Genomic DNA, 24,400 nt, shown 5'->3' on the forward strand with positions numbered 1-24,400 from the left:
GCCCACTGACCGACAATGGCCCGGTGAACGACCTGGACCCCGCCGCCTTCCTCGCCCCCCTCCTCACCCCCGAGGGCCGTGCCCTCCTCGACGAGGTGCGCGACACCGAACCGGCGCGGGAGCTGGCCGTGGCGACCCGGCTGCGCCGTGACCACCCGGCGGCGCTCGTGTCGGCGGCCCTCGCCCAGGCACGGCTGCGGCAGCGCGCGGCCGCGAAGTTCGGCGCGGCGGACGCGGGGCGGATGTTCTTCACCCCGAACGGCGTCGAGCAGTCCACCAGGGCGACCGTGGCCACCTACCGGGCCGAGTGCTTCCGGGCGCTCGGCGTGCGCTCGGTCGCCGATCTGTGCTGCGGCATCGGCGGGGACGCGATCGCGATGGCGCGCGCCGGGATCCGGGTGCTGGCCGTCGACCACGATCCGCTGACGGCGGCGGTCGCCCGCGCCAACGCCGACGCCCTCGGCCTCGCCGAGCTGATCGAGGTGCGCGAGGCGGATGTGACGGAGGTGGACACCGCCGGGTACGACGCCGTGTTCGTCGACCCCGCCCGGCGTTCGTCCAGGCGCGGCCGGATCTTCGACCCGGAGGCCTACTCCCCGCCCCTGTCCTGGGCCGTGACGGCCGCGCTCAGGGCCCCGCTGGGCGCGCTGAAGATCGCGCCCGGCATCCCGCACGAGGCGATCCCCCCGGCCGCCGAGGCCGAGTGGATCTCGGACGGCGGCGATGTGAAGGAGGCCGTGCTCTGGTTCCGTGCGGACGGCACACCGGGGGCGCGGCGCGCGATGCTGCTGCCCTCGGAGGCCGGCATCCGCGCCTCCCCCGACACGATGCTGCCCGACCCCCCGGTCCGCCCGGTCGGCCGGTACCTGTACGAACCGGACGGCGCCGTCATCCGTGCCCACCTGGTCGCCGAGGTCGCACGGGACCTCGGGGGCGGGCTGATCGACCCCACGATCGCCTACGTCACCGCCGACGAGCACCATGTCACGCCGTACGCCACCGCCTACGAGATCACCGACCGACTCCCCTTCGGCGTCAAGAGGTTGAAGGCCCTGCTGCGGGAGCGCGAGATCGGCGTCCTGACGGTGAAGAAGCGGGGGTCGGCCGTCGAGCCGGAGGAACTGCGCAGGATGGTCAAGCCGCAGGGACGCAACTCGGCGACGGTCTTCCTGACCCGGGTCGCGGGAGCGCCGACGATGCTCATCGGCCACCCCGCCTGACCCCCGCGCACCACAGGAGACCCGCCTCGGGCGACTCCCCTCACGCGCCCTCCTCCGCCCGCGCCAGCAGCAACGCCCGCTCCCGCTCGTTGCGCGCCAGCCCGGCCGCCCGTACGAACTCGGCGCGCGCCTCCGCCGTGCGGCCGAGCCGCCGCAGCAGATCCCCGCGCACGCCGGGCAGCAGGTGGTAGTCGCGCAGGGCGGGTTCGGTGGCGAGGCCGTCCACGATCTCCAGGGCGGGGCCGGGGCCCTCGGCCATGGAGACGGCCACCGCGCGATTCAGCTCCACCACGGGGGACGGGGCGCGGGCGGCCAGCAGGGCGTACAGGGTGGCGATCTTCGGCCAGTCCGTCTCCTCGTAGGTGTACGCCTGGGCGTGGCAGGCGGCGATGGCGGCCTGGAGGGCGTACGGACCGGGCGTGCCCGGCGCGGCGGCGGTGGCGCGGCCCAGGGCGGTGAAGCCCCGGGCGATGAGCGGGCGGTTCCAGCGGCGGCGGTCCTGGTCGGCGAGCAGGACCGGCTCCCCGGAGGGCCCCGTGCGGGCGGCGGCCCGTGACGCCTGGAGCTCCAGCAGCGCGGCGAGACCGTGCACCTCGGGTTCCTTGGGCATCAACTGGGCCAGCACACGGGCCAGTCGGAGGGCGTCCTCGCACAGGGCCGGGCGCAGCAGGTCGTCGCCGGCGGTGGCCGCGTAGCCCTCGTTGAAGATCAGGTAGATCACCTCGAGGACGGAGTCGAGGCGGGCCTCGCGGTCGGGGCCGTACGGCACTTCGAAGGCGATGTCGCGCGTGGCCAGGGTGCGCTTGGCGCGGACGACGCGCTGGGCGATCGTCGGCTCGGGGACCAGGAAGGCGCGGGCGATCTCGGGCGTGGTCAGGCCGCCGAGGAGGCGGAGGGTGAGGGCGATGCGGGCCTCGGCGGAGAGCACGGGGTGGCAGGCCGTGAAGACGAGGCGGAGCAGGTCGTCGTCGATGTCGTCCGGGTCGGACGGCCGGTCGAGGTACGGTCCCGCCGCCTGATGGTCCCGGCCCACCTCGGCGAGCTTGCGCGCGTACCGCTCCCGGCGGCGCACGAGGTCGATCGCCCGGTGCTTGGCGGTGGCCGTCAGCCAGGCGCCGGGATTGTCGGGCACCCCGTCGCGCGGCCACTGCTCCAGGGCCGCGACCAGCGCGTCCTGTGCCAGTTCCTCCGCGATCCCGACGTCCCGCACGATGCGCGTGACCCCGGCGATGAGCCGGGGCGACTCCATGCGGAAGACGGTCTCGACGGCGACGCGGGGGTCGGGGGCGGGACCGGACGCGGGGCCGGGGCCGGATGCGGCGGTGGGCTGTGGAGTCACAGCCCACCATCAGACACCCGGACGGCACCCCGGCCAAGCGGGCTCAGGCCTCCATGATCTCCCGCACCTCGCAGGTGACCGTCCAGTGCTCCTCGTGCACCTTCAGGAACCGCTTGGTCCACTCGATCGCCTCGGCCATGTCCTTGGCCTGGACGATCGCGTACCCGCCCACGACCTCCTTGGACTCGGTGAACGGCCCGTCGGTGACGGAGAGCTTCCCGCCCTCCCAGTGCACCCGCGTGCCCTGCGCGGTCGGGGACAGACCGGCGGTGTCCAGCAGCACCCCGGCCTTGGTCATCTCCTCGATCAGGTCCCCCATGCGCTGCATCAGCTCGGGGCTCGGGCCCTCGGCGGGGGCGGTCGTCTCGTCGATCCGGACCATCGACAGATAGCGCGGCATGGTGACTCCAGGTGCGTCGGCGGCCGGGGCTTCTCCCCGACTCTCACCCATGCGTCGAAGGGCCGCACCCCGGATCGACACGACCGCCGGAATCTCCCGGAGAAGTTTTTCGCCGCCGCCCTGGCCGCGCTCGGGCCGCGCTGGGGCCACCCTCAGGTCGCGCTCGGGCCGCGCTGGGGCCACCCTCAGGTCGCGCTCGGGCAGCCCTCCGGCCGCGCTCGGGCGCAGCCGCTCCGGCCGCTACCGCAGCGACTCCCACAGCTTGCCCGCGTCCGGCTCCCGCGCCACCACCCGGTTGCCGTCGTAGGGGGCCGGCGCGACCGGCATCATCACGGTCGTGGTGGCGGCGGAGGACAGGCCTTCCAGGCTCCGGCCGAGGCGCACCAGCTCGGTGAGCGAGTCGAGGCCGGTGTCCGTCGTCAGACTCGCGGTGACCGCGTCGGCGGCCCGGTAGAGCCGGGCGGGGTTCGTCAGGAGCTCGGTCGAGGAGATCTGGTCCAGCAGGGCCTTCACCAGCTTCTGCTGCAGGCCGATACGGCCGAGGTCGCTGCCGTCGCCGATGCCGTGGCGGGTGCGGGCGAGGGCGAGGGCCTGCTCGCCGTCGAGGTGGTGGGTGCCGGCGGCCAGCTTCAGGTGGCTGTCCTCGTCGTCGATGTCCTCGTCCGTCGTGACCGTGACCCCGCCGAGCGCGTCGACGAGCTTTGCGAAGCCGGCGAAGTCGATCTCCATGTAGTGGTCCATGCGGACGTCCGTCATCGACTCGACGGTCTTGACCGCGCAGACCGGGCCGCCGACCGCGTACGCGCTGTTGAACATCACGTGGTACGCCACCGCCGTCGAACCGCCCGACTCCAGCGGGCAGGACGGGCGGGTGACCAGGGTGTCGCGGGGGATGCTGACGACGGTCGCCCCGGTGCGGCCCTCGTCGATGTGAACGACCATCGCCGTGTCCGAGCGGGCGCCCGCGCCCTCGTCGCCGCCGCCGAGCGCGGCGTTCTCCCTGCCGCTGCGGGAGTCGGAGCCGAGGACGAGGATGTTCAGCGCGCCGCTCGGCAGGGGCTCGGCTGTGGTGGCCGACGCCTCGGGTGACGCCGTCGGCCCGATCCTCGCGGGGCGGTCGTCGCCGAGCGCGCTGTTGATGTCGACGCCGGTGATGTTGTCGTTGAGCCGCCAGAACGCCCAGCCGGCCCCGCTCGCACCGAGTACGAGGACGCCGGCGAGAGCGAGGCCGGCGATCCTCAGCCGGCGCCGCCGTCTGCCCGCGTCCCCGTCGTTCTCGTCCCCGTCGTCCCCGTTTCCGCGCTCGTTTCCTTCACCAGTCACACACATGAACGTACGTCCGAATTGTTACGGCGAGGAACTACCTGCCGCATTTCCTTCGGAAATTCTCAGATTTCTCAGCCCAGGGTCACGGTCGGCACCGGGTTGGTGCCGCTCCAGGTGCCGTTGAAGCCGAAGCTCACCGAACCGCCGCTCGGTACGCCGCCGTTCCAGGAGGCGTTGGAGCAGCTGACGGCCGTGCCGGTCTGGGCGCAGGTCGCGTTCCAGGCCTGGGAGAGCTGTTGTCCGGCCCCGAAGGTCCAGTTGACCCGCCAGGAGGAGAGCGAGGAGCCGGCGGCGCAGCGGATCGTCACGTTGCCGGTGAAGCCGGTGTTCCACTGGTTGGCGACGGTGTACGCCGCCGAGCAGCCGGCCGGGACCGGGGGCTCGGTCACCGTGCCGCCGAGTGCCGTCACGATGCCCTGGTAGGCGGGTTTCGGTGCGTAGTTCTCGTCGTACGGGGTCGCCGCGCCCTCTCCCGGGAAGGTGTCCGGGATCCAGGAGTCGGAGTCGGTGAAGCCCCAGACGGTGAGGGCGGTGCAGCGGGTCACGGCCACGCAGGCCTTCACCACGGTCTCGTACTCGGTGCGTTGCTGGGCCAGCTTGGCCTGGGTGGCCGGGAGTTGCATCCGGATGTCGAGTTCCGTGATGGCCACGTCCACGCCCAGGTCGGCGAAGCGCTGGATGTTCTGCTGGAGGGTGGCGGGGACCTGGCCGAGGATCAGGTGGGCCTGGAGGCCGACGCCGTCGATGGGGACGCCGCGGGCCTTCAGGTCCCGGACCAGGTTGTAGAGGGCCGTGCTCTTGGCGTTGACGCCCTCGACGTTGTAGTCGTTGATGTAGAGCTTGGCGGCCGGGTCGGCGGCGCGGGCGGCGGTGAGGGCCTGGGCGATGTAGTCGGTGCCGAGGCCGTTGTACCAGAGGGTCTGGCGGTAGGTGCCGTCCTCGTTGAAGGGCTCGTTCACCACGTCCCAGGCGGCGAGGCGGCCCTTGTAGCGGCCGACCTCCAGCGCGATGTGGTCCTTCATCAGCTGGCCGAGCTGTGCGGGTGTCCAGGTGCCGTTCGCCAGCCAGTTCGGGTTCTGGCTGTGCCAGACCAGGGTGTGGCCGCGTACGTCCTGGTCGTGGGCCTCGGCGAAGTCGACGATCCGGTCGGCCTCGGTCCAGTCGAAGTTGCCCCGGGTGGGCTCCACCGAGCCCCATTTCATGGCGTTGCCGGGGGTGAGCCAGTTGAACTCGCGGGCCGCGATGTCGCCGTAGGTGCCGGTGAGTTTGGAGCCGGTCACCGCGGTGCCGATGCCCTTGCCCTTGGCGGCGGCGAGGTCCCGCAGGGACGGGTCGGCGGCGTGGGCGGTGGGGGCGGTGGCGAGCAGGGTGGCGGCGGTGAGAGCGGTGAGGCTGGTGAGCAGGGCGGTGAGACGTGCGCGCAGGGGGGTTCTGGGGGTTTGGGGGGTTCTCATTGCGGGTGCCTCCGAAAGTTTCGGTTGTGCATCCGATTGACTGCGGAGGAGTGTGGAGGGGGTTGCGCCACTCGTCAATACATCAACTTCCGGCCAGGGCGCTCCGCTGGGGGCGGGTGGGCGTGTGCGGGGTGCGGCTCGTGGCCGGCTGCCGCGCCGTCGTGGCTTGTCCGCGCAGTTCCCCGCGCCCCTGAGAAGCCGCTCGCGCGGCGGCGGGTACGCGCCTGCCGAATCGGGTTCGTCGCCGGCTGACTCGCCGTCGTGGCTTCTCGCGCAGTTCCCCGCGCCTCTGAGAAGCCGCTCGCGCGGCAAACGGGGCCGCGTCTGCCGGGGCAGGACCGTGACCGGCTGACTCGCCGTCGTGGCCTGTCGCGCAGTTCCCCGCGCCCTGAGAAGCCGCTCGCGCGGCAGCGGGTACGCGCCTGCCGGGACAGGACCGTGACCGGCTGACTCGCCGTCGTGGCCTGTCGCGCAGTTCCCCGCGCCCCTGAGAAGCCGCTTGTCGGGTCGTTCCCCGCGCCCTGAGAAGCCGCGCTTGTCGGGTCGGTGCCCGCGCCTCCTTCAGGGCGTCGGTGGTGGTGTTGCCGTGCTGCTTCGTATGACCAGGCTTGTCGCCAGTTCCACTCGGGTCGCTGTGGAGGAGGTGTCCTGGCGGCCCAGGTCCAGGACGAGGCGGGCGGCTGCTTCGGCCATCTTCATCAGGGGCTGGCGGACCGTCGTCAGAGGGGGGCCCACCCAGCGGGCGACCGGGAGGTCGTCGAAGCCGACCACGCTGAGGTCTTCCGGGATGCGCAGGCCCAGTTCGCGGGCGGCCTCGTAGAGGCCGAGGGCCTGGAGGTCGTTGCCGGCGAAGACGGCCGTGGGGCGGTCGGGGCGGCGCAGCAGGTCCAGGCCCAGCCGGTAGCCGGTCTCGTGATGGAAGTCCCCGGCCTTGATCAGATCCGCGGCGACCGGCAGTCCGGCGGTCTCCAGCGCGGCCCGGTAGCCGTCGACCCGGGCGCGGCTGCACATCATCCGCGAGGGCCCGCTGATGGCACCGATCCGCCGGTGGCCGAGTTCGATCAGATGACGGGTGGCGGCCAGGCCGCCCTGCCAGTTCGTGGCGCCGATCGAGGGCACGTCGTCACCGGGATCGCCCGCCGGGTCCATCACGACGAACGGGATGGAGCGGCTGGTCAGCAGCGCCCGCTGGGACTCGTCGAGCCCGGACAGCACGAGGACGACCCCGTGCGGGCGGCGCGCGGCGACCTGGTCGGCCCAGGTGCGGCCGGGGGTGAGGCGGCCCGCGCTCTCGGAGAGGACCACACTCAGGCCCTCCTCCCGCGCGATGTTCTCGACACCCCGGATGACCTCCATCGCCCACGCGCTCTCCAGCTCGTGGAAGACCAGGTCGATGAGGGGGGACCGGCTCGCCTCGGCACGCCGGCGGCGGTAGCCGTACTCGCGCAGGAGCTCCTCGACGCGGGTGCGGGTCGCGGGCGCGACGTCCGCGCGGCCGTTGAGCACCTTCGAAACAGTCGGAGCCGAGACGCCGGCCTGCCGGGCGATCTCGGCGAGCGTCGCGGTCTGCGTGGACTGGGACGCACGCGCTCTTGTCTGGATTTCCTCGGGCTTCGCGGGCTTCATGAGCGGGATCGTATCCCTGCGCGACCTCTTGACGAACCCTTTCGACGGCCATACGTTCCCGGAACATTCGAAGTACCAGCCGAAACATTCGCAGAGATTCATACGTCCGACCATGCGCGAAGGGTGCTCTCATGGAGTCGAGTAGAGGCCAGGTCACCGGCGACAGCGCGGCCACCAGGCCGTTCAGCAGGCGCTGGTTCCTCGGTGCCGGTTCCGCCTCGCTGCTCACCGCGGGACTGGGCACCGGCCTCACCGCCTGCGGCTCCGGCGGCGGAGCGGGCGGCGGGGACGGCAAGACGCTCACCGCGTTCGTGTACGGCGACGACGCGGTGAAGGTCCAGCAGGCGAGCGTCGACCGGTTCAACAAGTCGGCCGCGGCGAAGAAGGCCGGCGGGATCATCAAGCTGCAGAAGGTCCCCGGCTCCGACTACTCCCCCAAGCTCCGCACGGCGATGGGCTCGCCCAGCTCCCCGGACATCTTCTTCAACTGGGGCGGCGGCTCGATCAAGCCGTACGAGGACGCGGGCAAGATCGTGGACCTCACCGACATCATCGAGGGCGACCCGGTCCTCAAGGACGGCTTCCTGCCCTCGGTCCTCGCCGCCGGCGACCTGGGGGGCCGCCACTACGGCATCCCGATGCGCGGCATGCAGCCGGTGATCCTCTTCTACAACAAGGCCGTCTTCGCCGAGCACAAGCTCCAACCACCCACCACCTGGGACCAGTTGCTCGACAACAACGCCAAGCTCAAGAAGGCGAAGATCACGCCCTTCGCCCTCGGCGGCTCCGACCTCTGGCCGAATCTGATGTGGCTGGAGTACCTGGTCGACCGTATCGGCGGCCCCGAGGTCTTCAAGCGCATCCAGGACGGCGACGCCGAGGGCTGGGGCGACCCGGCCGTCCTGAAGGCCGCCGAGCTGGTCAGGGAACTCATCGACGACGGCGCCTTCGGCTCCAAGTTCACCTCGGTGTCGTACGTCAACGGCGGCGCACCCGCGGTCTTCGCCCGCGGCAAGGCCGCCATGCACCTGATGGGCTCCTGGGAGTACTCCACGCAGCTCGGCAAGTTCCCCGACTTCGCCAAGAGCGACCTGGGCTGGGCCCCCTTCCCGACCGTCGAGGGCGGCACGGGCGACGTCCGCAACGTCGTCGGCAACCCCACCAACTACTGGTCCGTCAACGCCCGTACGAAGAACAAGGACCTGGCCGTCGGCTTCCTGAAGGACTGCGCCTCGGAGGCGTACGCGAAGGCGCTGATCGACAACGGCGACGTGCCGACCACCTCGAACGCGGCCGCCCTCCTCTCCTCCGCGCCCAACCCCGAGTACGCCACGTTCCAGTACGACATGGTGCAGAAGGCTCCCGCGTTCACCCTCTCCTGGGATCAGGCACTCGGCGACGGCCTCGGCACCAAGATGCACACGGAGATCGGCAAGCTGTTCGCGGGCAAGTCCTCGCCCGGCGAGTTCGTGACGGCGTGCAAGGGGCTGAAGTGACCGTCACGGTCGAGAAGGCCCCGGCGGCGCGGAAGGGGCCGATACACCGCGCGAGCCGCGCCGGCCGTCCGCACGCCGCCTGGGCCCTTCCCGGTGTCCTCTTCTTCACGTTCTTCGCGGTCGTCCCGATGGCCCTGGCGCTCTATCTCTCCTTCACCAGCTGGGACGGCCTCGGCGACCCGCGGCCGGTCGGTCTCGACAACTGGCGGAAACTTTTCGACGACCCCCGGATGGCTCAGTCCCTGTGGCTGACCGTCGTCCTGACGGTCGCCAGCTGGGTCTTCCAGACGGTCGTCGCCCTGCTGCTCGGCGTCTGGGCCGCGGGCCGGCAGCGCAACCGCGCGATCCTCTCCGCGGTGTTCTTCGTGCCGTTCCTGCTCTCCTCCACCGCCATCGCGATCCTCTTCTACGCTCTCCTCGACCCGAACTTCGGCATCATCCAGGCGGACACCCTGGGCTCGCAGAGCGGCGCGTTCCTGGCGATCGTCTTCGTCGGCGGCTGGCAGTTCATCCCCTTCCACACCCTGATCTACCAGGGCGGGGCCCGCCAGATCCCCGAGGTCCTCTACCAGGCCGCCGCCATCGACGGCGCCGGCCGCTACCGCCAGTTCTTCTCGATCACGCTGCCGCAGCTGCGGCACACGATCACCACGTCCACGGTCCTGATGGTCGTCGGCTCACTGACGTACTTCGAGACGGTCCTGATCCTCACCAAGGGCGGCCCCGGCACGGACACCGCGATCCTGCCGTACCTGATGTACGAGGCGGGCTTCAAGACGTACGACTTCGGCTACGCGAGCGCCATCGCGTCGTTCCTGGTCATCGCCGCGACGGGCCTCTCGCTGGTCCTGGTCCGGCTGTCCGGGTTCGGCGCCATGCGCAGCACCCGCGAAGGGATGTGACGCAGTGTCACACGACACGTTGGCACGCCCCACGAGGACCGACGAGCCCTCGCGCGAGCGCGTGAGCACCCCCCGCCGCCGCCGTCACTGGACGAGGCGCGCCAACCCGGTCGCGGGTCTCGGCGCCTTCGTCTGGCTGGTCATCGTCCTGATCCCGATCTACGCGATGCTGTCGGCGTCCCTCACCGGCGCGGACAAGGCCCTGACCGGCAACCCCCTCAAGCCCCCCTCGGATCCGACGCTCGACAACTACAACACCGTCCTGACCAGCGGCTTCGGCCATCTGCTGAGCAACACGGCGATCGTCGCGGTCTCGGTGGTGGGCATCGTCCTGACCCTGTCCATCCCCCTCGCCTACGTCACCGTCCGCACCCGTGACCGCTGGTCGAACGCCGCCTTCCGCCTGTTCCTCCTCGGCGTGGCGATCCCGGCGCAGGCCGTGGTGGTGCCGTTGTATCTGCTCATCGCGAAGCTCGACCTCTACGACACCCTCCTGGCCGTCATCCTGCCGACGGCCGCCTTCGCGATGCCGGTCTCGGTCCTGGTCCTGGTCGGCACCCTGCGCGACGTCTCGGAGGACCTGTACGAGGCGATGGCCCTGGACGGCGCCTCGCCCCTGCGGACGCTCTTCCAGCTGACGATCCCGCTGGCCAAGGGCGGCATCAGCACGGTCGTCATCTTCTCGGCGCTCCAGGCCTGGAACGGTTTCCTCTTCCCGCTGATCTTCACGCAGTCCGACGGCCCGCGGGTGCTCACCCTCGGCCTGTTCAACTACGTCAGCCAGTTCGGCGTCAACATCCCCGCCCTGCTCGCCTCGGTCGTCCTGTCCGGCATCCCGATCTTCGCCGTGTACCTGGTGGCGCGACGGGCGCTGGTGGGCGGGCTGATGGGAGTGGGCGGCAAGTGACCCCTCATCGCAGCGTCGCGACTGAAACTCACCAACCCACCAAAGGAGTTTCATGACCACGGCCCCTTGGCGCGACCCCGCCCTGCCCGCAGCGGCCCGGGTCGACGATCTTCTCTCCCGGATGACCCTGGAGGAGAAGACCGCCCAGCTGTACGGCGTGTGGGTGAAAAGCGATTCGAACGGCGAGGACATCGCCCCCGACGAGCAGGGCATGACGGAGGCGTTCGACTTCGATGAGCTGATCACCCGGGGTCTCGGCCAGCTGACCCGGGTCTTCGGCACGACCCCCGTGGACCCGGTGCTGGGCGCGCGCGCACTGGCCCGTGCCCAGCGCCGCATCATGGCCGCGAACCGTTTCGGCATCCCCGCCGTCGCCCACGAGGAGTGCCTGGCCGGTTTCACGGCCTGGCACGCGACCGCGTACCCGGTCCCCCTGGCCTGGGGCGCGACCTTCGACCCGGTGCTGGTGGAGGAGATGGCCCGGCACATCGGCCACGACCTGGCCGCTGTCGGCGTCCACCAGGGTCTGTCTCCCGTCCTGGACGTCGTCCGCGACCCGCGCTGGGGGCGGGTCGAGGAGACGATCGGCGAGGACCCGTACCTCGTGAGCACGGTCGGCACGGCCTATGTCCGGGGCCTGGAGTCGGCCGGGATCGTGGCCACGCTGAAGCACTTCGCCGGGTACGCCGCCTCCGTCGGCGCCCGCAACCACGCGCCCGTACGCGCGGGGGTACGGGAGTTCGCGGACGTGACCCTGCCCCCGTTCGAGATGGCGGTGCGCGAGGGCGGTGCCCGCTCGGTGATGGCCGCGTACACGGAGACGGACGGCGTCCCGGTCTCGGCGGACCCCGAGCTGCTCACCGAACTCCTGCGCGATACCTGGGGTTTCACCGGCACGGTCGTCTCCGACTACTTCGCCGTCGGCTTCCTGGAGACGAACCACCGCGTGGCGGGAACCCGTGCGGAGGCCGCGCACGCGGCGCTGGCGGCCGGCCTCGACGTGGAACTGCCGTCCCTGCGCTGCTTCGGCGAGCCCCTGCTGGAGGCGGTCCGCGCGGGCGAGATCCCGGAGGCGCTGGTCGACCGGGCCGCCCACCGGGTCCTGCTCCAGAAGTGCGAGCTGGGCATGCTGGACGAGGACTGGACGCCGGAGCCCGCCGAGGACCGGATCAGGCTCGACTCGACGGCGAACCGCGCCCTGGCCCGCCGTCTGGCCGAGGAGTCGGTGGTGCTGCTGGACAACCCCGACGCCGTCCTCCCCCTGGCCCCCGACATCCGTATCGCCGTGGTCGGCCCCCGCGCCGACGACCCCCTCGCCATGCTCGGCTGCTACTCCTTCCCCTCCCACGTCCTGCCCGCCCACCCCGGCACCCCGCTGGGCATCGAGATCCCCACGGTCCTCGCCTCGCTGCGCACCGAACTCCCGGACGCGAAGATCACGTACGCGGCGGGCAGCGACGTGGACGGCGACGACACCGGCGGTTTCGCCGAGGCGGTCGCCCGCGCGTCCGAGGCGGACGTCTGCGTGGCGGTCCTCGGCGACCGGGCGGGCCTCTTCGGCCGGGGTACCTCCGGTGAGGGCTGCGACGCGGAGGATCTACGGCTCCCGGGCGTGCAGTCCGAACTGCTGGACGCTCTGCTCGCCACGGGCACGCCGGTGGTGGCGCTCCTGCTCACCGGACGCCCGTACGCGCTCGGCCGCTGGCACGGGCAACTGGCGGGCGTGGTGCAGGCGTTCTTCCCCGGGGAGGAGGGCGGCCCGGCGATGGCGGGCGTGCTGTCCGGCCGTGTCTCCCCGTCGGGCCGCCTCCCGGTCAGCGTCCCGCAACGGCCGGGGGGCCAGCCGTGGACGTACCTCCAGCCGCCGATGGGCCTGCTGGGCGGAGCGAGCAACATCGACCCGACCCCGCTGTACCCCTTCGGGCACGGCGGTTCGTACACGACGTTCGCGTGGACGGACTTCGCGGAGGAGAGCACCGGGATGACCACGGACGGGAACGGCACGTACGACGTGTCGCTGACCGTCCGCAACACGGGTGAGCGGGCGGGCGCGGAGGTCGTCCAGCTGTACCTGCACGATCCGGTGGCCTCGGTGACCCGCCCCGACGTCCGTCTGATCGCCTACCAGCGTGTGGAGTTGGAGCCGGGTGCCGCCCGCCGGGTCACCTTCCGCTTCCATCCCGACGTGTCGTCCTTCGCGGCCCGCTCGGGACGGCGCGTGGTGGAACCGGGCGACCTGGAACTGCGGTTGGGCGCGTCGAGCGTGGACATCCGCCACCGGGCGCGGCTGACCCTGTCGGGCCCGGTCCACGAGGTCGGCCCGGACCGCCGGCTGCACTGCGGGACGGAGGTCCGGGCCGTGGAGAACTGACGGCGGTCAGTCCGCCGGGGTGGGGGCGATCCACAGCGCTCCTCTGATCCGCGAGCCGTCGCCCCAACTCGCTCACGGTACTGTCCACCGAACAGCCGCGTACTCCCCGTTCCGTACGCGCGGTGGGCGTCCTTACCCCACGCTCACCGAGGCGGGCTATAACAGCGCGGTGAACGACGGCATAGAGCGGGAGTACCGAAGACGGCGGAAAGTACCGCCAGGGTTCCTCACCACGCTGGTCGCGGCGGCGCTGGTCAGCGCGGGCGCGCTGCACGCGATGGCGACGCTCGGCCCGTCGGGCTGGAACGTGCTGGCCGTGGCCGCCTGGGTGGCCACGGCCAGCCGGGTGGTGCTGGAGCAGTGGCGGGCGCGGACGTCGGTCACGGCCGACGGGGTCACCGTACGGGGACCGCTCCGCACGCGCCGCTGGGCGTGGCCGGACATCTACGGCATCCGGGTCGAGGACAACAGGGGCGGCGTCCCCCGCTGGTCGGCGTACCTCTACGCCTCCGACGGGCGCCGGGTCCGCCTCCCCCACCTCGACGAGTACCAGCTGCCCGACCCGATCGCCGAGGTCGCCGACCTGTACGCCACCGCCCTGCGGCTCGGACTCACCTCCGCCGAGGAGCGACCGGAGGTGGAGGCGCGCATCGCGCGAGGGGCGCGGCGGCGCACGGCCTTGCGGCGGGCGGGTCTCGCGAGCCTGGCCGTCGCGGCCGCCATGCTCGTCGTCGACATGGGGATGGCCTTCACCGACCGGCCGCCCCACACCTTGCTCCTGGTCGGGGGCGTCCCGCTGCTCTGTCTCGCCCTCTGCTTCCCCGCCCTGGACCGGCTCGGCGAACGCCGGTACCGCCGCCTCACCCGTCCAGCGACTCGAACCTCCACCGGTGGACCGTCCGACTGACCAACTCCCCGCCCGGCTCGGGCAGTTCCGGCAGCTCGGCGTCGTAGTCCGCGTCCCACCAGGTGATGACGAGCACCCGCTCACCGGGCGCGCGCAGGGTCTCGCGCCGCAGTGGCCGTACCGGAAGCTCCTGGGCCCGCGCCCAGGCGAGGAGTTCCCCGCCCCGGCCCTCCGCCGCCCGGGCCTCCCACATCAGCGTGACGGTCACGAGTAGAGGTTCTCCTTGCTCACCTCGTGCACGTGGTCGTGGTCGTGTCCCGGCACGTGTGGTTCGGTCACCGGGAGGGAGGAGTCCGCGGAGAGGTCCCAGCTGGAGGCGGCCCGCCCCCGCGCGACCATCTCGGCGCCCAGCGCGGCCACCATCGCCCCGTTGTCGGTGCACAACTTGGGCCGGGGCACCCGGAGTCGGATCCCGGCCGCCTCGCAGCGCTCCAGCGCCAGCGCCCGCAGCCGGGAGTTGGCGGCCACCCCGCCGCCGATCATCAGGTGGTCGACGCCCTCGTCCTTGCACGCGCGCACGGCCTTGCGCGTCAGCACGTCCACGACGGCCTCCTGGAAGGACGCCGACACGTCCCGCACCGGCACCTCCTCGCCGGCCGCCCGCTTCGCCTCGATCCAGCGGGCCACGGCGGTCTTCAGGCCGGAGAAGGAGAAGTCGTAGGCGGGGTCGCGGGGGCCGGTGAGCCCGCGCGGGAACGCGATCGCCGTCGGGTCGCCCTCGCGCGCGTACCGGTCGATGACGGGACCGCCCGGGAAGCCCAGGTTCAGCACACGGGCGATCTTGTCGAAGGCCTCGCCCGCCGCGTCGTCGATCGTCGCGCCCATCGGCCGTACGTCCGAGGTGATGTCCGTGGACAGCAGCAGCGACGAGTGCCCGCCCGACACCAGCAGCGCCATCGTCGGCTCGGGCAGCGCGCCGTGCTCCAGCTGGTCGACGCAGATGTGGGAGGCGAGGTGGTTGACGCCGTACAGCGGCTTGCCGAGCGCGTACGCGTACGCCTTGGCCGCCGAGACGCCCACCAGCAGGGCGCCCGCGAGGCCCGGCCCGGCGGTGACCGCGATGCCGTCGAGGTCCTTCGGGCTCACCCCCGCTTCCTTCAGCGCGCGGTCGATCGTCGGGACCATCGCCTCCAGGTGCGCGCGGGAGGCGACCTCGGGCACCACCCCGCCGAAGCGGGCGTGCTCGTCGACGCTCGACGCGATCGCGTCGGCCAGCAGGGTCGTACCGCGCACGACACCGACACCGGTCTCGTCGCAGGAGGTCTCGATCCCCAGAACCAGCGGTTCGTCAGCCATGGACCTAGCCATTGATCTCGGTTCCTTGTACGGATGCGGAAGGGTCGTTGAGGCGCATGACGAGGGCGTCCACGTTCCCCGGCTGGTAGTAGCCGCGGCGGAAGCCGATCGCCTCGAAGCCGAAGCGTTCGTAGAGCTTCTGGGCACGGACGTTGTCGACCCGGCATTCGAGCATCACCTGGGCGCACTCGAACGTGGTGGCGGCCCGCAGCAGCTCGGTGAGGATCAGCGCGCCGAGGCCGGTGCCCCAGTGTTCCCGGGCGACGGCGATGGTCTGTACGTCGGCGGTGTCCCCGGCGGAGGCCAGGCCCCCGTAGCCGATGATCCGTCCGTCGGCGTCCTCGGCGACGTAGTACCGCCGGGTCGCGTGGGGTCCGCGCGCGTGGGCGAGGTCCGACCAGAACATGCCGCGGGACCAGGCGTCCTCGGGGAAGAGGTCCTTCTCCAGCTCCAGGACGGGCTCGATGTCCCACCAGCGCATCTCGCGCAGCACCGGGGTCGTCACTTGGGGGTGACCACCTTGTAGTTCTTGGGCACCTGGGCGTCGGGCCGGCGCAGGTACAGCGGCCGGGGCGCCTCCAGTTCCCCGCCCGCCGCGAGCCGCTCGGCGGCCAGGGCCGCGAGGGCGGCGGCGGAGACGTGCTCGGGTCCGCGGGCGTCCGGGAAGGTGTCGGGGTAGAGGACCGCCCCGGCGCCGACCGCGGGCAGTCCGGCGACCGTGCCGACGATGTCGGCGGGCCGGTCGACGGCCGGCTCGGTGGTTCTCGTCCGCGCGTCCGCGTACCGCGCCCAGTACACCTCCTTGCGCCGGGCGTCGGTCGCCACCACGAACGGTCCCTCGACCGTGCCCTCGACGCCGGCCGCGTACGCGAGTCCGTCGAGGGTGCACAGGCCGTGGACGGGGACCCCGAGGGCGAGGCCGAAGGTGTCGGCGGTCATGAGGCCGACGCGCAGCCCGGTGTACGGGCCGGGGCCGATGCCCACGACGATGCCGGTGACGGCGTCGAGGCGGGTGCCCGCCTCGGCGAGAACCCGGTCGACGGCGGGCAGCAGCAGTTCCCCGTGGCGCCGGGCGTCCACCTGGCTCGACGCGGCGACGACGTCCGTCCCGTCGTGCAGCGCGACGGTGACGGCGGGGGTGGCGGTATCCAGAGCGAGCAAGAGCACGCAAACAGCCTACGGCGCTTCGGGCCGGGCCACGGCCGACCCGGTACACGTCCCCTCTGCTGCTACCGTCACAGCACAGACGTGCTTCAAAGGCGTACGTGGGTACGAGAGGTGGACGCAGAAGGTGGCCAGTAGCAGCTCGGTATTCGTGGCCGGGCTCACCGCGGCGGCCGTCGCCGCAGTCGGTTTCCTCGCCTATCAGGCGTCGGCGCACGTGCCCGACGACCTCGGGAAACCGTCCCCCTCCAAGTCCTCGGCGCTTCCGAAGTCCAAGACCCCCGGCGAGGGGAAGAAGGACACGGAGAAGGTCCTGCCCGACGACTCGGGCACCGGCGAACGCGTCGTCTACTCCCTGGACGACGACCGCGTCTGGCTGGTCGGCGCGAACGAGAAGGTCACCCGCACCTTCGAGGTCACCCCCAGCACGGTCGACCCCACCCCCGCGACCTACACGGTCACGTCCCGCTCGGCCGCCGTCACCGGCTCCGACGGCACCCCCATCGAGAACGTCGTCCGTTTCGCCACGGTCGACGGCGTCTCCATCGGCTTCAGCGCGGCGGTGGACGGCTCCACCCCCGAACCCGACCCCGCCACCAGGACGGGCGGCATCCGAGAGGCCCGCAAGGACGGCAAGGCGATGTGGCAGTTCGCGGGCATCGGCACGAAGGTGGTCGTGGTCGAGTAGGCGGGGGCTTTTCTAGTCACCGGTCAGGGGGATCGCCGGTCCGTTCAGGGGCGCGGGGAACTGCGCGACCAGCCCCCACCGGACCCGCAGCCGCGAGCCGCCCGAGACCACCCCTCCCGGAGCGCTACGCCGCAGCCCGGGGGCACCGATCCCCCACCCCGCGCCGCCCCTCCCCCTTGACCGGCGGAGCCACCGGCGGCGTGGAAATCACCTTCGCCGCCGCACACGAAGCCAGCAGGTCCCGCATCGACACCCCGCCCGCCCCGGAGGACGGCCTCGGCCTCTGTTCCGCTGTCGACATGGACGCCTCCTGGTGCCGGGCGAGCCAGGTTAGGTACACCTAACCAAGAACCGCCCCCATGTGACCACGCCGAGGACACCCCGCGCAACACTTGCCGACACCCCGTCGGAACCTACCGCCCCACCCAGCGGAGCGAGAACGCGGAGCGTCACGCCGCGAGCACGCCCAGCTCCACGGCCGCCCACCGTTCACCCAGCCCGGTGACGGTCACATGCCGTACCTCATCCGTGGTGTCCCCGACGGCCCGGTGGATGACGACGTTCAGCCGGTCGTCCGTCAGCTCCTCGACCTTCCCCTCGCCCCACTCGACCACGATCACCGAATCCGGCAGCGAGACGTCGAGATCGAGGTCCTCCATCTCGTCCAGCCCGCCGCCCAGGCGGTACGCGTCGACATGGACGAGCGGCGGCCCCTCCACCAGCGACGGATGCACCCGGGCGATGACGAAGGTCGGCGAGGTGACCGCACCCCGCACCCCGAGCCCCTCCCCGAGCCCCCGGGTCAGGGTCGTCTTCCCGGCGCCCAACTCCCCGTTGAGCATCACGAGATCGCCCGCGCGCAGGAGCTTGGCCAGGCGACGGCCCAGCTCCAGCATCCGGTCGGGCGAATGTACGGTGATCCGCAGAGAAGGCCCGGACTCACCCGGGACGTGCGGTGCTGCTGGCGCTTCCATAGCCACTTACCGTAGCCCCCGCCGGCACGGCCCCCGCACGGGTGAGCAGGTCCGCGAGCCGGTCGGTCACCACCTCGGGGTGCTCCAGCATCACCAGATGCCCCGCGTCGGGGACGAGCACCAGCTCCGCGTCCGGCAGCAGATCGGCGATCGCCTCGCTGTGCTCGCTCGGCGTGACGAGGTCCTTGACCCCGGCCAGCACGAGCACCGGCAGCTCCGCGAAGGCCGCGAGCGCCTCGGTCTTGTCGTGCTCGGTGAACGCCGGATAGAACTCGGCGACCACGTCGATCGGCGTGCCCTCGATCATCCGTTCGGCGAACCGCGCCACCGCCGGGTCGACGTCCCGCGAGGCGAACGAGTACCGCTTGATGATTCCGGCGAACAGATCGGCGGTCGCCCGCCGCCCCCGTTCCACCAGCGCGGCCTGCTGCCCCAGCGCCTTCAGCACCCCCGGCAGCACCCGCCGCACCACGTTCACGCCCGCGACCGGCAGCCCGAAGTTGACCTCGCCGAGCCGCCCCGACGACGTACCGACCAGGGCGACGGCGACGACCCGCTCGCGGATCAGCTCCGGGCAGTGCGCGGCCAGCGCCATGACGGTCATGCCGCCCATGGAGTGGCCGACGAGCACGATGGGCCCCTCGGGCACCGCCGCGTCGATGACGGCCCTGAGGTCGCGCCCCAACTGGTCGATGGTGACCGGCTGCCCGTCCTGCACCTGGGCCACGCCCCGGCCCGAGCGGCCGTGGCTGCGCTGGTCCCAGTGCACGGTCCGTACGACACCGCGCAGCGCGGCCCGCTGGAAGTGCCAGGAGTCCTGGTTGAGGCAGTAGCCGTGGCTGAAGACGACGGTGACCGGGGCCGGGGCCTTGCGGCCGAACAGCCGGCGTCTGCGGGGCGAGAGCCCGGCCTCGGGCTCGACGTCGTCGACCTCGTAGTACAGCTCGGTGCCGTCGTCGGCGTACGCCTTGCCAGGGGTGCCGCGCAGCCCCCCGTACGGGCCGGTGGAATCGAGCGCGAGCTGGGCCCTGCGGCGCATCCCGCGCCCGACGGTGAGCCGCTCTATGGCGACGCCGGCCGCCGCGCCCGCCGCGACCACGCCTATCGCCGCCCCGGCGACACCCGCTCTGCGCCAGATCCCGTCGCCGGACGCGGCCGAGGCGGCGGCCGCGCTCGCGACGGCCTCCACGGCCTCCGCGCTGCTCTCGCTCACGTCCCGCTCCTCTTCGCCGACGTCCGGTCCTGCTGCCGATCCCGCTATCGCTGGCGCTCCGCCCATCTGTACGGAGTTTCCAGTCCTTCGTCTTTCACTTACTCGTGTTCGGGCACCGACCGCTCATGCCCGCACCCGGACGTGCCCCGGATCACACCCCGGCGCACCCGCGCCGGACACCCGTGATCACATACTCGGGGGCCGCACGCGTGGCCGCACGTGCCCGCTCATTCACCCGTATCGACGTAGACGCGCGGCACGCGGGTTCCGATGCGCGTCACGATCTCGTAGGCGATGGTTCCGGCCGCCTGCGCCCAGTCCTCGGCGGTCGGCTCGCCCCTGTCACCGGCCCCGAACAGCACGACCTCGTCCCCGGCGACGGGTTCGTCCCCGCCGAGGTCGACGACGAACTGGTCCATGGCGACGCGGCCCGCGACCGTCCGCCACTTGCCGCCGACGAGTACCGGCCCGGCGCCGGAGGCGTGCCGGGGGATGCCGTCCGCGTAGCCGACGGGGACCAGGCCGAGGGTGGTGGCGCCCGGGGTGACGTAGTGGTGTCCGTAGCTGACGCCGTGGCCGCCGGGGACGTGCTTGACCAGCGCGAGCGAGGCGCTGAGCCGCATGACGGGGCGCAGCCCGAGGTCGGCCGCGCTGCCCAGCTCCGGGCTGGGCGAGATGCCGTAGACCGCGATGCCCGTCCGTACGAGGTCGAAGCGCGCGTCCGGGCGGGTGAGCGTGGCCGGTGAGTTGGCGATGTGCCGCACCTCGGGGCGGACGCCCTGTTCCTCGGCGTGGGCGACCATGTCGCGGAAGCGGGTGAGCTGGGCCTCGATGGAGGGGTGCCCCGGCTCGTCGGCGCAGGCGAAGTGCGACCAGAGTCCGGTGACCTTCACCAGCCCCTCGGCCTCGGCCCGCAGCGCCTCGGCGACGAGTTCCGGCCAGTCGCCGGGCGCGCAGCCGTTGCGGCCGAGCCCCGTGTCGGCCTTGAGCTGCACCCGTGCGCGCAGACCCGCGGCACGGGCGGCGTCGGTGACCTCCCGCAGCGCCCACATCCCGCTGACCGCGACGTCGAGATCCGCCTCGACCGCCTCGCGCCAGGGCCCGCCGGGCGCCCACAGCCAGCACATCAGCCGCCCGGACAGACCCGCCGCCCGCAGCGCCAGTGCCTCCTCGGGCGTTGCCGTCCCCAGCCAGGTCGCCCCCGCCTCGACGGCCGCCCGGGCACACCGCACCGCACCGTGGCCGTACGCGTCCGACTTGACCACGGCCATCAGTTCGGCACCCGCGGCCCGCGCACGCAACGTGCGCACATTGGCCCGCAGGGCATCCAGATCGATCTCGGCGCGGGCCCGCAGGGGCGCGCTCCGCGCAGGTGCTGTCTCACTCATGTCGGCCCCAGTGTCTCAGAGCCACGGAGGTCCCCTTCGAACGGGCGCGGCCCATGACGTACGAACGACCCCGCCGCCACCCGCCTCACTTCCCCGGCCGCTTCCCCCACACGAAGACCCGGTCCTTCGTCTTCAGCACCCCCCACAGCGCCCGCGCGTCCGCCAGCCGCAGGTTCACGCACCCCATGGACCCGATCTCCGTGTAGATGGACCCGTACACCGCGTGGAACGCCTGCCCGCCGCTGAAGAACTGGCTGTACGGCATAGGCGTGTTGTAGAGCGTCGACCAGTGGTTCTTGTGCTTCCAGTAGACCTTGTGCCACCCCGCACGGGTCGGGTACGCCTTCCGCCCGCTGCGCATCGGCACCGGCCCGAAGACCACCTTCTTGCCCTTCTGCACCCACGTCAGCTGCCGCGACAGATCCACACACGCCACGCGGTACGTCCGCACCGGGCACTTCCCGGCCGCGTTGGGGTTCTTGCGGGCGGCGAGCAACTGCATCCGCGCCCAGGTCACCGGCCCCGCGAAGCCGATCGCCGGCTTGATGCGCTGCTTGATCTGGAACGCCCGGATCGCCAGGCAGTCGGCCCGCGACTGCTTCCCGTCCACCTTCCGCCGCAGATACCGCTCGACCTGCCGCTGGTACGGGCCCGTCAGCTTCGTGCAGGTCACCTTGGCCCCGGCGAACGCCTGGGCCTCGCTCAGGGGCACGTACTCGATGAGGTCGTACGTCCCGGCCGCCGCGCGCCTCGGCTCCACCGCCTCCTCCGCCGCGCCGGGCGCGTACACCCGCGGCGGCAGCGCCTGGTCCGGCGTGTCGATCTGCCAGGGCTGGTGCGGGCCGGGCGGCACGCCGGGGACGAGGGGGCCGTCGCCGGACGGGGCGGCCGGCTCGCGCGCGACGCGTCCGGCCGCGGCGGCGTCGACGGCGCCGGCGGGAAGGGCGGTCACCAGGGCCGCCAGGAACACGGCGAGGGCGCGGAACCTCAGAGGCCTGAACCTCATGGGCCCGAACCTCATGGGCCTTCTCGTCACTTGTCGGCTCGTCACTTGCCGGCTCGTCATATGTCGGCTCGTCGTTCGTCGGCTCGTCATGTGATCAGCGATACGTGCCGTACTCGCGCGGAAGGGGGCGCCGCGCGTACGGTCACCCGATATGCGCGTGCGAAGTCACCCGATATGCGGGCTGACCGGACGCCACCGGCGTCACGTACAGTCACACGAGGCACACGACAGGTCGCGAACGGTACGACACAGGGGTTGATATGTGCGGAATCGTGGGATACGTCGGCGCGCAGTCCGCGCTCGACGTGGTCCTGGCCGGGCTGAAGCGGCTGGAGTACCGGGGGTACGACTCCGCGGGCGTGGCGGTCCTGGCCGACGGGGGCCTGGCCGCCGCGAAGAAGGCCGGAAAGCTGGTCAATCTGGAGAAGGAGCTGGTCGGGCGGCCGCTGCCGACCGGTTCGACCGGCCTCGGCCACACCCGCTGGGCCACCCACGGCGGTCCCACGGACGCCAACGCCCACCCGCACCTCGACAACGCGGGCCGCGTGGCCGTCGTCCACAACGGCATCATCGAGAACTTCGCCGCGCTGCGCGCCGAACTCACCGAGCGCGGGCACGAGCTGGTCTCCGAGACGGACACCGAGGTCGTCGCCCACCTGCTCGCCGAGGAGTTCTCCTCGTGCGACGACCTCGCGGAGGCGATGCGGCTGGTGTGCCGCCGCCTGGAGGGAGCGTTCACGCTCGTCGCGGTGCACGCCGACGCACCGGACGTGGTCGTGGGCGCCCGCCGGAACTCGCCGCTGGTGGTCGGGGTCGGCGAGGGCGAGGCCTTCCTCGCCTCGGACGTGGCCGCCTTCATCGCCCACACGCGCTCGGCGATCGAGCTGGGCCAGGACCAGGTGGTCGAACTTCGCCGCGACGGCGTGACGGTGACGACCTTCGACGGCCGCCCCGCCGAGGTCCGCTCGTACCACGTCGACTGGGACGCGTCGGCGGCCGAGAAGGGCGGCTACGACTACTTCATGCTCAAGGAGATCGCCGAGCAGCCCAAGGCGGTCGCGGACACGCTCCTCGGCCGTATCGACGCGGCGGGCACGCTGAGTCTGGACGAGGTCCGCATCCGCGACGCGGAGCTGCGCGAGCTGGACAAGGTGGTCATCGTCGCGTGCGGTACGGCGTTCCACGCGGGCCTCATCGCCAAGTACGCCATCGAGCACTGGACCCGTATCCCCTGCGAGGTGGAGCTGGCGAGCGAGTTCCGCTACCGGGACCCGATCCTCGGCCCGCACACCCTGGTCATCGCCATCTCCCAGTCCGGCGAGACCATGGACACGCTGATGGCGCTGCGGCACGCCCGTGAACAGGGCGCCCGTGTTCTCGCCATCTGCAACACCAACGGCTCGACGATCCCCCGCGAGTCCGACGCGGTCCTCTACACCCACGCCGGCCCGGAGGTGGCCGTCGCCTCCACCAAGGCGTTCCTGACCCAGCTGGTGGCCTGTTACCTCGTCGCCCTCTACCTCGGCCAGGTGCGCGGCACGAAGTGGGGCGACGAGATCCGGGCGGTGGTCCGCGACCTCTCCCGCATCTCCCGCGAGGTGGAGCGGGTCCTCGAAACGATGGAACCGGTACGGGAGTTGGCGCGCACCCTCGCCGACAAGAACACGGTGCTGTTCCTGGGGCGGCACGTGGGCTATCCGGTGGCCCTGGAAGGCGCCCTGAAGCTCAAGGAGCTGGCCTACATGCACGCGGAGGGCTTCGCGGCGGGAGAACTGAAGCACGGGCCGATCGCCCTGATCGAGCAGGACCTGCCGGTGGTCGTCGTGGTCCCCTCCCCGGCGGGCCGCTCCCTGCTCCACGACAAGATCGTCTCCAACATCCAGGAGATCCGCGCGCGCGGCGCCCGCACGATCGTCATCGCCGAGGAGGGCGACGAGGCGGTCGTCCCGTACGCCGACCATCTGATCCGCATCCCGGTGACCCCGACCCTGCTCCAGCCGCTGGTCGCCACGGTTCCCCTCCAGGTCTTCGCGTGCGAACTGGCCACGGCGAGGGGGAACGAGGTGGACCAGCCGCGGAACCTGGCGAAGTCCGTGACCGTGGAGTGAGGCCTCGGGGGCACCGTAGGGTGCGGATCATGCCCATCATCGGAGTCGGCATCGACGTCGCCGAGATCGACCGTTTCCGCGCCTCGCTGGAGCGCACGCCCAGTCTGGCCGACCGTCTCTTCCTCCCGAGCGAGCTTCTGCTGCCCAGCGGGGAACGCCGGGGCCCCGCCTCCCTCGCGGCCCGCTTCGCCGCGAAGGAGGCCCTCGCCAAGGCCCTCGGCGCCCCCAGCGGCCTGCGCTGGACCGACGCCGAGGTCTACGTCGAGCCCTCCGGCCAGCCCCGCCTCCGAGTAACCGGCACGGTCGCGTCCCGCGCCTCCGCGCTCGGCGTCAAGTCCTGGCACATCTCGCTGAGCCACGACGCGGGGGTGGCGTCAGCGGTGGTGATCGCGGAGGGCTGAGGGGGCGTGAGGCGGGCGCGGGTGCGGGTGCGTGGTCGGGCGCGAGTGCGTGACCGGGCGCGAGTGCGTGACCGGGCGCGAGTGCGTGACCGGATGCGGGTGCGTGACCGGGCGCGAGTGCGTGACCGGGCGCGAGTGCGTGACCGGGCGCGAGTGCGTGACCGGGCGCGAGTGCGTGACCGGGCGCGAGTGCGTGACCGGGCGCGAGTGCGTC

The 24,400-nt window shown here is 72.1% G+C and carries 22 protein-coding genes; 9 read left to right on the forward strand and 13 right to left on the reverse strand.

The window, feature by feature from the left end:
• The first annotated feature begins 23 nt into the window (after positions 1–23).
• A complete protein-coding gene (locus tag ACWCRJ_RS08380; protein ID WP_450938558.1) occupies positions 24–1,220 on the forward strand; it encodes a class I SAM-dependent methyltransferase in 1,197 nt (398 codons plus the stop codon).
• Positions 1,221–1,260: 40 nt separating this feature from the next.
• Here ACWCRJ_RS08380 and ACWCRJ_RS08385 read toward each other — a convergent pair whose 3' ends face one another.
• The 5 genes from ACWCRJ_RS08385 to ACWCRJ_RS08405 all read right to left on the reverse strand — a co-directional run bounded on the left by ACWCRJ_RS08385 (position 1,261) and on the right by ACWCRJ_RS08405 (position 7,365).
• A complete protein-coding gene (locus tag ACWCRJ_RS08385) occupies positions 1,261–2,559 on the reverse strand; it encodes an RNA polymerase sigma factor (RefSeq protein WP_450938559.1) in 1,299 nt (432 codons plus the stop codon).
• 43 nt (positions 2,560–2,602) lie between these two features.
• Entirely contained in the window at positions 2,603–2,959 is a 357-nt protein-coding gene (locus tag ACWCRJ_RS08390; protein ID WP_450938560.1) for a YciI family protein, read from the reverse strand.
• A 240-nt stretch (positions 2,960–3,199) separates the two neighbouring features.
• Positions 3,200–4,288, reverse strand: coding sequence for an LCP family protein (locus ACWCRJ_RS08395; protein ID WP_450938561.1), 1,089 nt, complete (start codon positions 4,286–4,288; stop codon positions 3,200–3,202).
• A gap of 68 nt (positions 4,289–4,356) precedes the next feature.
• Complete coding sequence (locus tag ACWCRJ_RS08400; protein WP_450938562.1) at positions 4,357–5,739, reverse strand: endo-1,4-beta-xylanase; 1,383 nt, start codon at positions 5,737–5,739, stop codon at positions 4,357–4,359.
• 561 nt (positions 5,740–6,300) lie between these two features.
• Positions 6,301–7,365 (reverse strand): LacI family DNA-binding transcriptional regulator, encoded by a 1,065-nt coding sequence (locus ACWCRJ_RS08405; protein ID WP_450938563.1) that lies wholly within the window; start codon positions 7,363–7,365, stop codon positions 6,301–6,303.
• 131 nt (positions 7,366–7,496) lie between these two features.
• On the opposite strand from ACWCRJ_RS08405, the gene ACWCRJ_RS08410 reads away from it, so the two are divergent.
• From ACWCRJ_RS08410 to ACWCRJ_RS08430, 5 genes are all read left to right on the forward strand, one after another.
• Positions 7,497–8,861: an ABC transporter substrate-binding protein gene (locus ACWCRJ_RS08410; protein WP_450938564.1), complete on the forward strand. Its 1,365-nt coding sequence runs from the start codon at positions 7,497–7,499 to the stop codon at positions 8,859–8,861.
• Positions 8,858–9,763, forward strand: a complete 906-nt coding sequence (locus tag ACWCRJ_RS08415) for a carbohydrate ABC transporter permease (protein ID WP_450938565.1) — start codon at positions 8,858–8,860, stop codon at positions 9,761–9,763. The genes ACWCRJ_RS08410 and ACWCRJ_RS08415 overlap by 4 nt, the downstream gene beginning before the upstream one ends.
• Before the next feature lie 61 nt (positions 9,764–9,824).
• Positions 9,825–10,670: a carbohydrate ABC transporter permease gene (locus ACWCRJ_RS08420; RefSeq protein ID WP_450938566.1), complete on the forward strand. Its 846-nt coding sequence runs from the start codon at positions 9,825–9,827 to the stop codon at positions 10,668–10,670.
• A gap of 52 nt (positions 10,671–10,722) precedes the next feature.
• Positions 10,723–13,041 (forward strand): beta-xylosidase/alpha-l-arabinosidase, encoded by a 2,319-nt coding sequence (locus ACWCRJ_RS08425; RefSeq protein ID WP_450938567.1) that lies wholly within the window; start codon positions 10,723–10,725, stop codon positions 13,039–13,041.
• Positions 13,042–13,210: 169 nt separating this feature from the next.
• On the forward strand, positions 13,211–13,948 hold the full coding sequence (locus ACWCRJ_RS08430; protein ID WP_450938568.1) for a PH domain-containing protein: 738 nt from the start codon (positions 13,211–13,213) through the stop codon (positions 13,946–13,948).
• Here the strand turns inward: ACWCRJ_RS08430 and ACWCRJ_RS08435 are convergent.
• Genes ACWCRJ_RS08435 through tsaB form a run of 4 tightly spaced genes read right to left on the reverse strand, consistent with a single transcriptional unit; the run spans position 13,902 to position 16,411 of the window.
• The gene (locus tag ACWCRJ_RS08435) at positions 13,902–14,156 is read right to left on the reverse strand and encodes a hypothetical protein (protein WP_450938569.1); all 255 of its coding nucleotides are present in this window, start codon (positions 14,154–14,156) and stop codon (positions 13,902–13,904) included. The two genes, ACWCRJ_RS08430 and ACWCRJ_RS08435, sit on opposite strands and share 47 nt — an antisense overlap.
• Positions 14,153–15,244 carry a tRNA (adenosine(37)-N6)-threonylcarbamoyltransferase complex transferase subunit TsaD gene (gene tsaD, locus ACWCRJ_RS08440; RefSeq protein ID WP_450938570.1) on the reverse strand — a complete coding sequence of 364 codons (1,092 nt, stop codon included), beginning with the start codon at positions 15,242–15,244 and terminating at the stop codon, positions 14,153–14,155. Before tsaD ends, ACWCRJ_RS08435 begins: the two co-directional genes overlap by 4 nt.
• A gap of 4 nt (positions 15,245–15,248) precedes the next feature.
• A complete protein-coding gene (rimI, locus tag ACWCRJ_RS08445) occupies positions 15,249–15,749 on the reverse strand; it encodes a ribosomal protein S18-alanine N-acetyltransferase (RefSeq protein ID WP_020113860.1) in 501 nt (166 codons plus the stop codon).
• The gene (gene tsaB, locus ACWCRJ_RS08450; RefSeq protein ID WP_450938571.1) at positions 15,746–16,411 is read right to left on the reverse strand and encodes a tRNA (adenosine(37)-N6)-threonylcarbamoyltransferase complex dimerization subunit type 1 TsaB; all 666 of its coding nucleotides are present in this window, start codon (positions 16,409–16,411) and stop codon (positions 15,746–15,748) included. Before tsaB ends, rimI begins: the two co-directional genes overlap by 4 nt.
• A 124-nt stretch (positions 16,412–16,535) precedes the next feature.
• Here tsaB and ACWCRJ_RS08455 point away from each other — a divergent pair, with 124 nt between their 5' ends.
• Positions 16,536–17,096, forward strand: a complete 561-nt coding sequence (locus tag ACWCRJ_RS08455; protein ID WP_450938572.1) for a L,D-transpeptidase — start codon at positions 16,536–16,538, stop codon at positions 17,094–17,096.
• Positions 17,097–17,545: 449 nt separating this feature from the next.
• On the opposite strand, the gene tsaE is transcribed toward ACWCRJ_RS08455, so the two are convergent.
• From tsaE to ACWCRJ_RS08475, 4 genes are all read right to left on the reverse strand, one after another.
• Positions 17,546–18,070: a tRNA (adenosine(37)-N6)-threonylcarbamoyltransferase complex ATPase subunit type 1 TsaE gene (gene tsaE / locus ACWCRJ_RS08460; protein WP_450938573.1), complete on the reverse strand. Its 525-nt coding sequence runs from the start codon at positions 18,068–18,070 to the stop codon at positions 17,546–17,548.
• A complete protein-coding gene (locus ACWCRJ_RS08465) occupies positions 18,036–19,283 on the reverse strand; it encodes an alpha/beta fold hydrolase (protein WP_046912740.1) in 1,248 nt (415 codons plus the stop codon). Before ACWCRJ_RS08465 ends, tsaE begins: the two co-directional genes overlap by 35 nt.
• A 227-nt stretch (positions 19,284–19,510) precedes the next feature.
• Entirely contained in the window at positions 19,511–20,671 is a 1,161-nt protein-coding gene (gene alr, locus ACWCRJ_RS08470; RefSeq protein ID WP_450938574.1) for an alanine racemase, read from the reverse strand.
• Positions 20,672–20,756: 85 nt separating this feature from the next.
• Positions 20,757–21,677: a L,D-transpeptidase gene (locus tag ACWCRJ_RS08475; protein WP_450938575.1), complete on the reverse strand. Its 921-nt coding sequence runs from the start codon at positions 21,675–21,677 to the stop codon at positions 20,757–20,759.
• Between the two features lie 260 nt (positions 21,678–21,937).
• Here ACWCRJ_RS08475 and glmS point away from each other — a divergent pair, with 260 nt between their 5' ends.
• Together glmS and ACWCRJ_RS08485 are read left to right on the forward strand one after the other, a co-directional pair.
• Complete coding sequence (gene glmS, locus ACWCRJ_RS08480; RefSeq protein ID WP_450938576.1) at positions 21,938–23,785, forward strand: glutamine--fructose-6-phosphate transaminase (isomerizing); 1,848 nt, start codon at positions 21,938–21,940, stop codon at positions 23,783–23,785.
• 29 nt (positions 23,786–23,814) lie between these two features.
• Positions 23,815–24,186, forward strand: coding sequence for a holo-ACP synthase (locus tag ACWCRJ_RS08485; protein WP_028796463.1), 372 nt, complete (start codon positions 23,815–23,817; stop codon positions 24,184–24,186).
• Positions 24,187–24,400: the final 214 nt, after the last annotated feature.

The sequence above is a fragment of the Streptomyces sp. NPDC002324 genome (assembly GCF_053593335.1).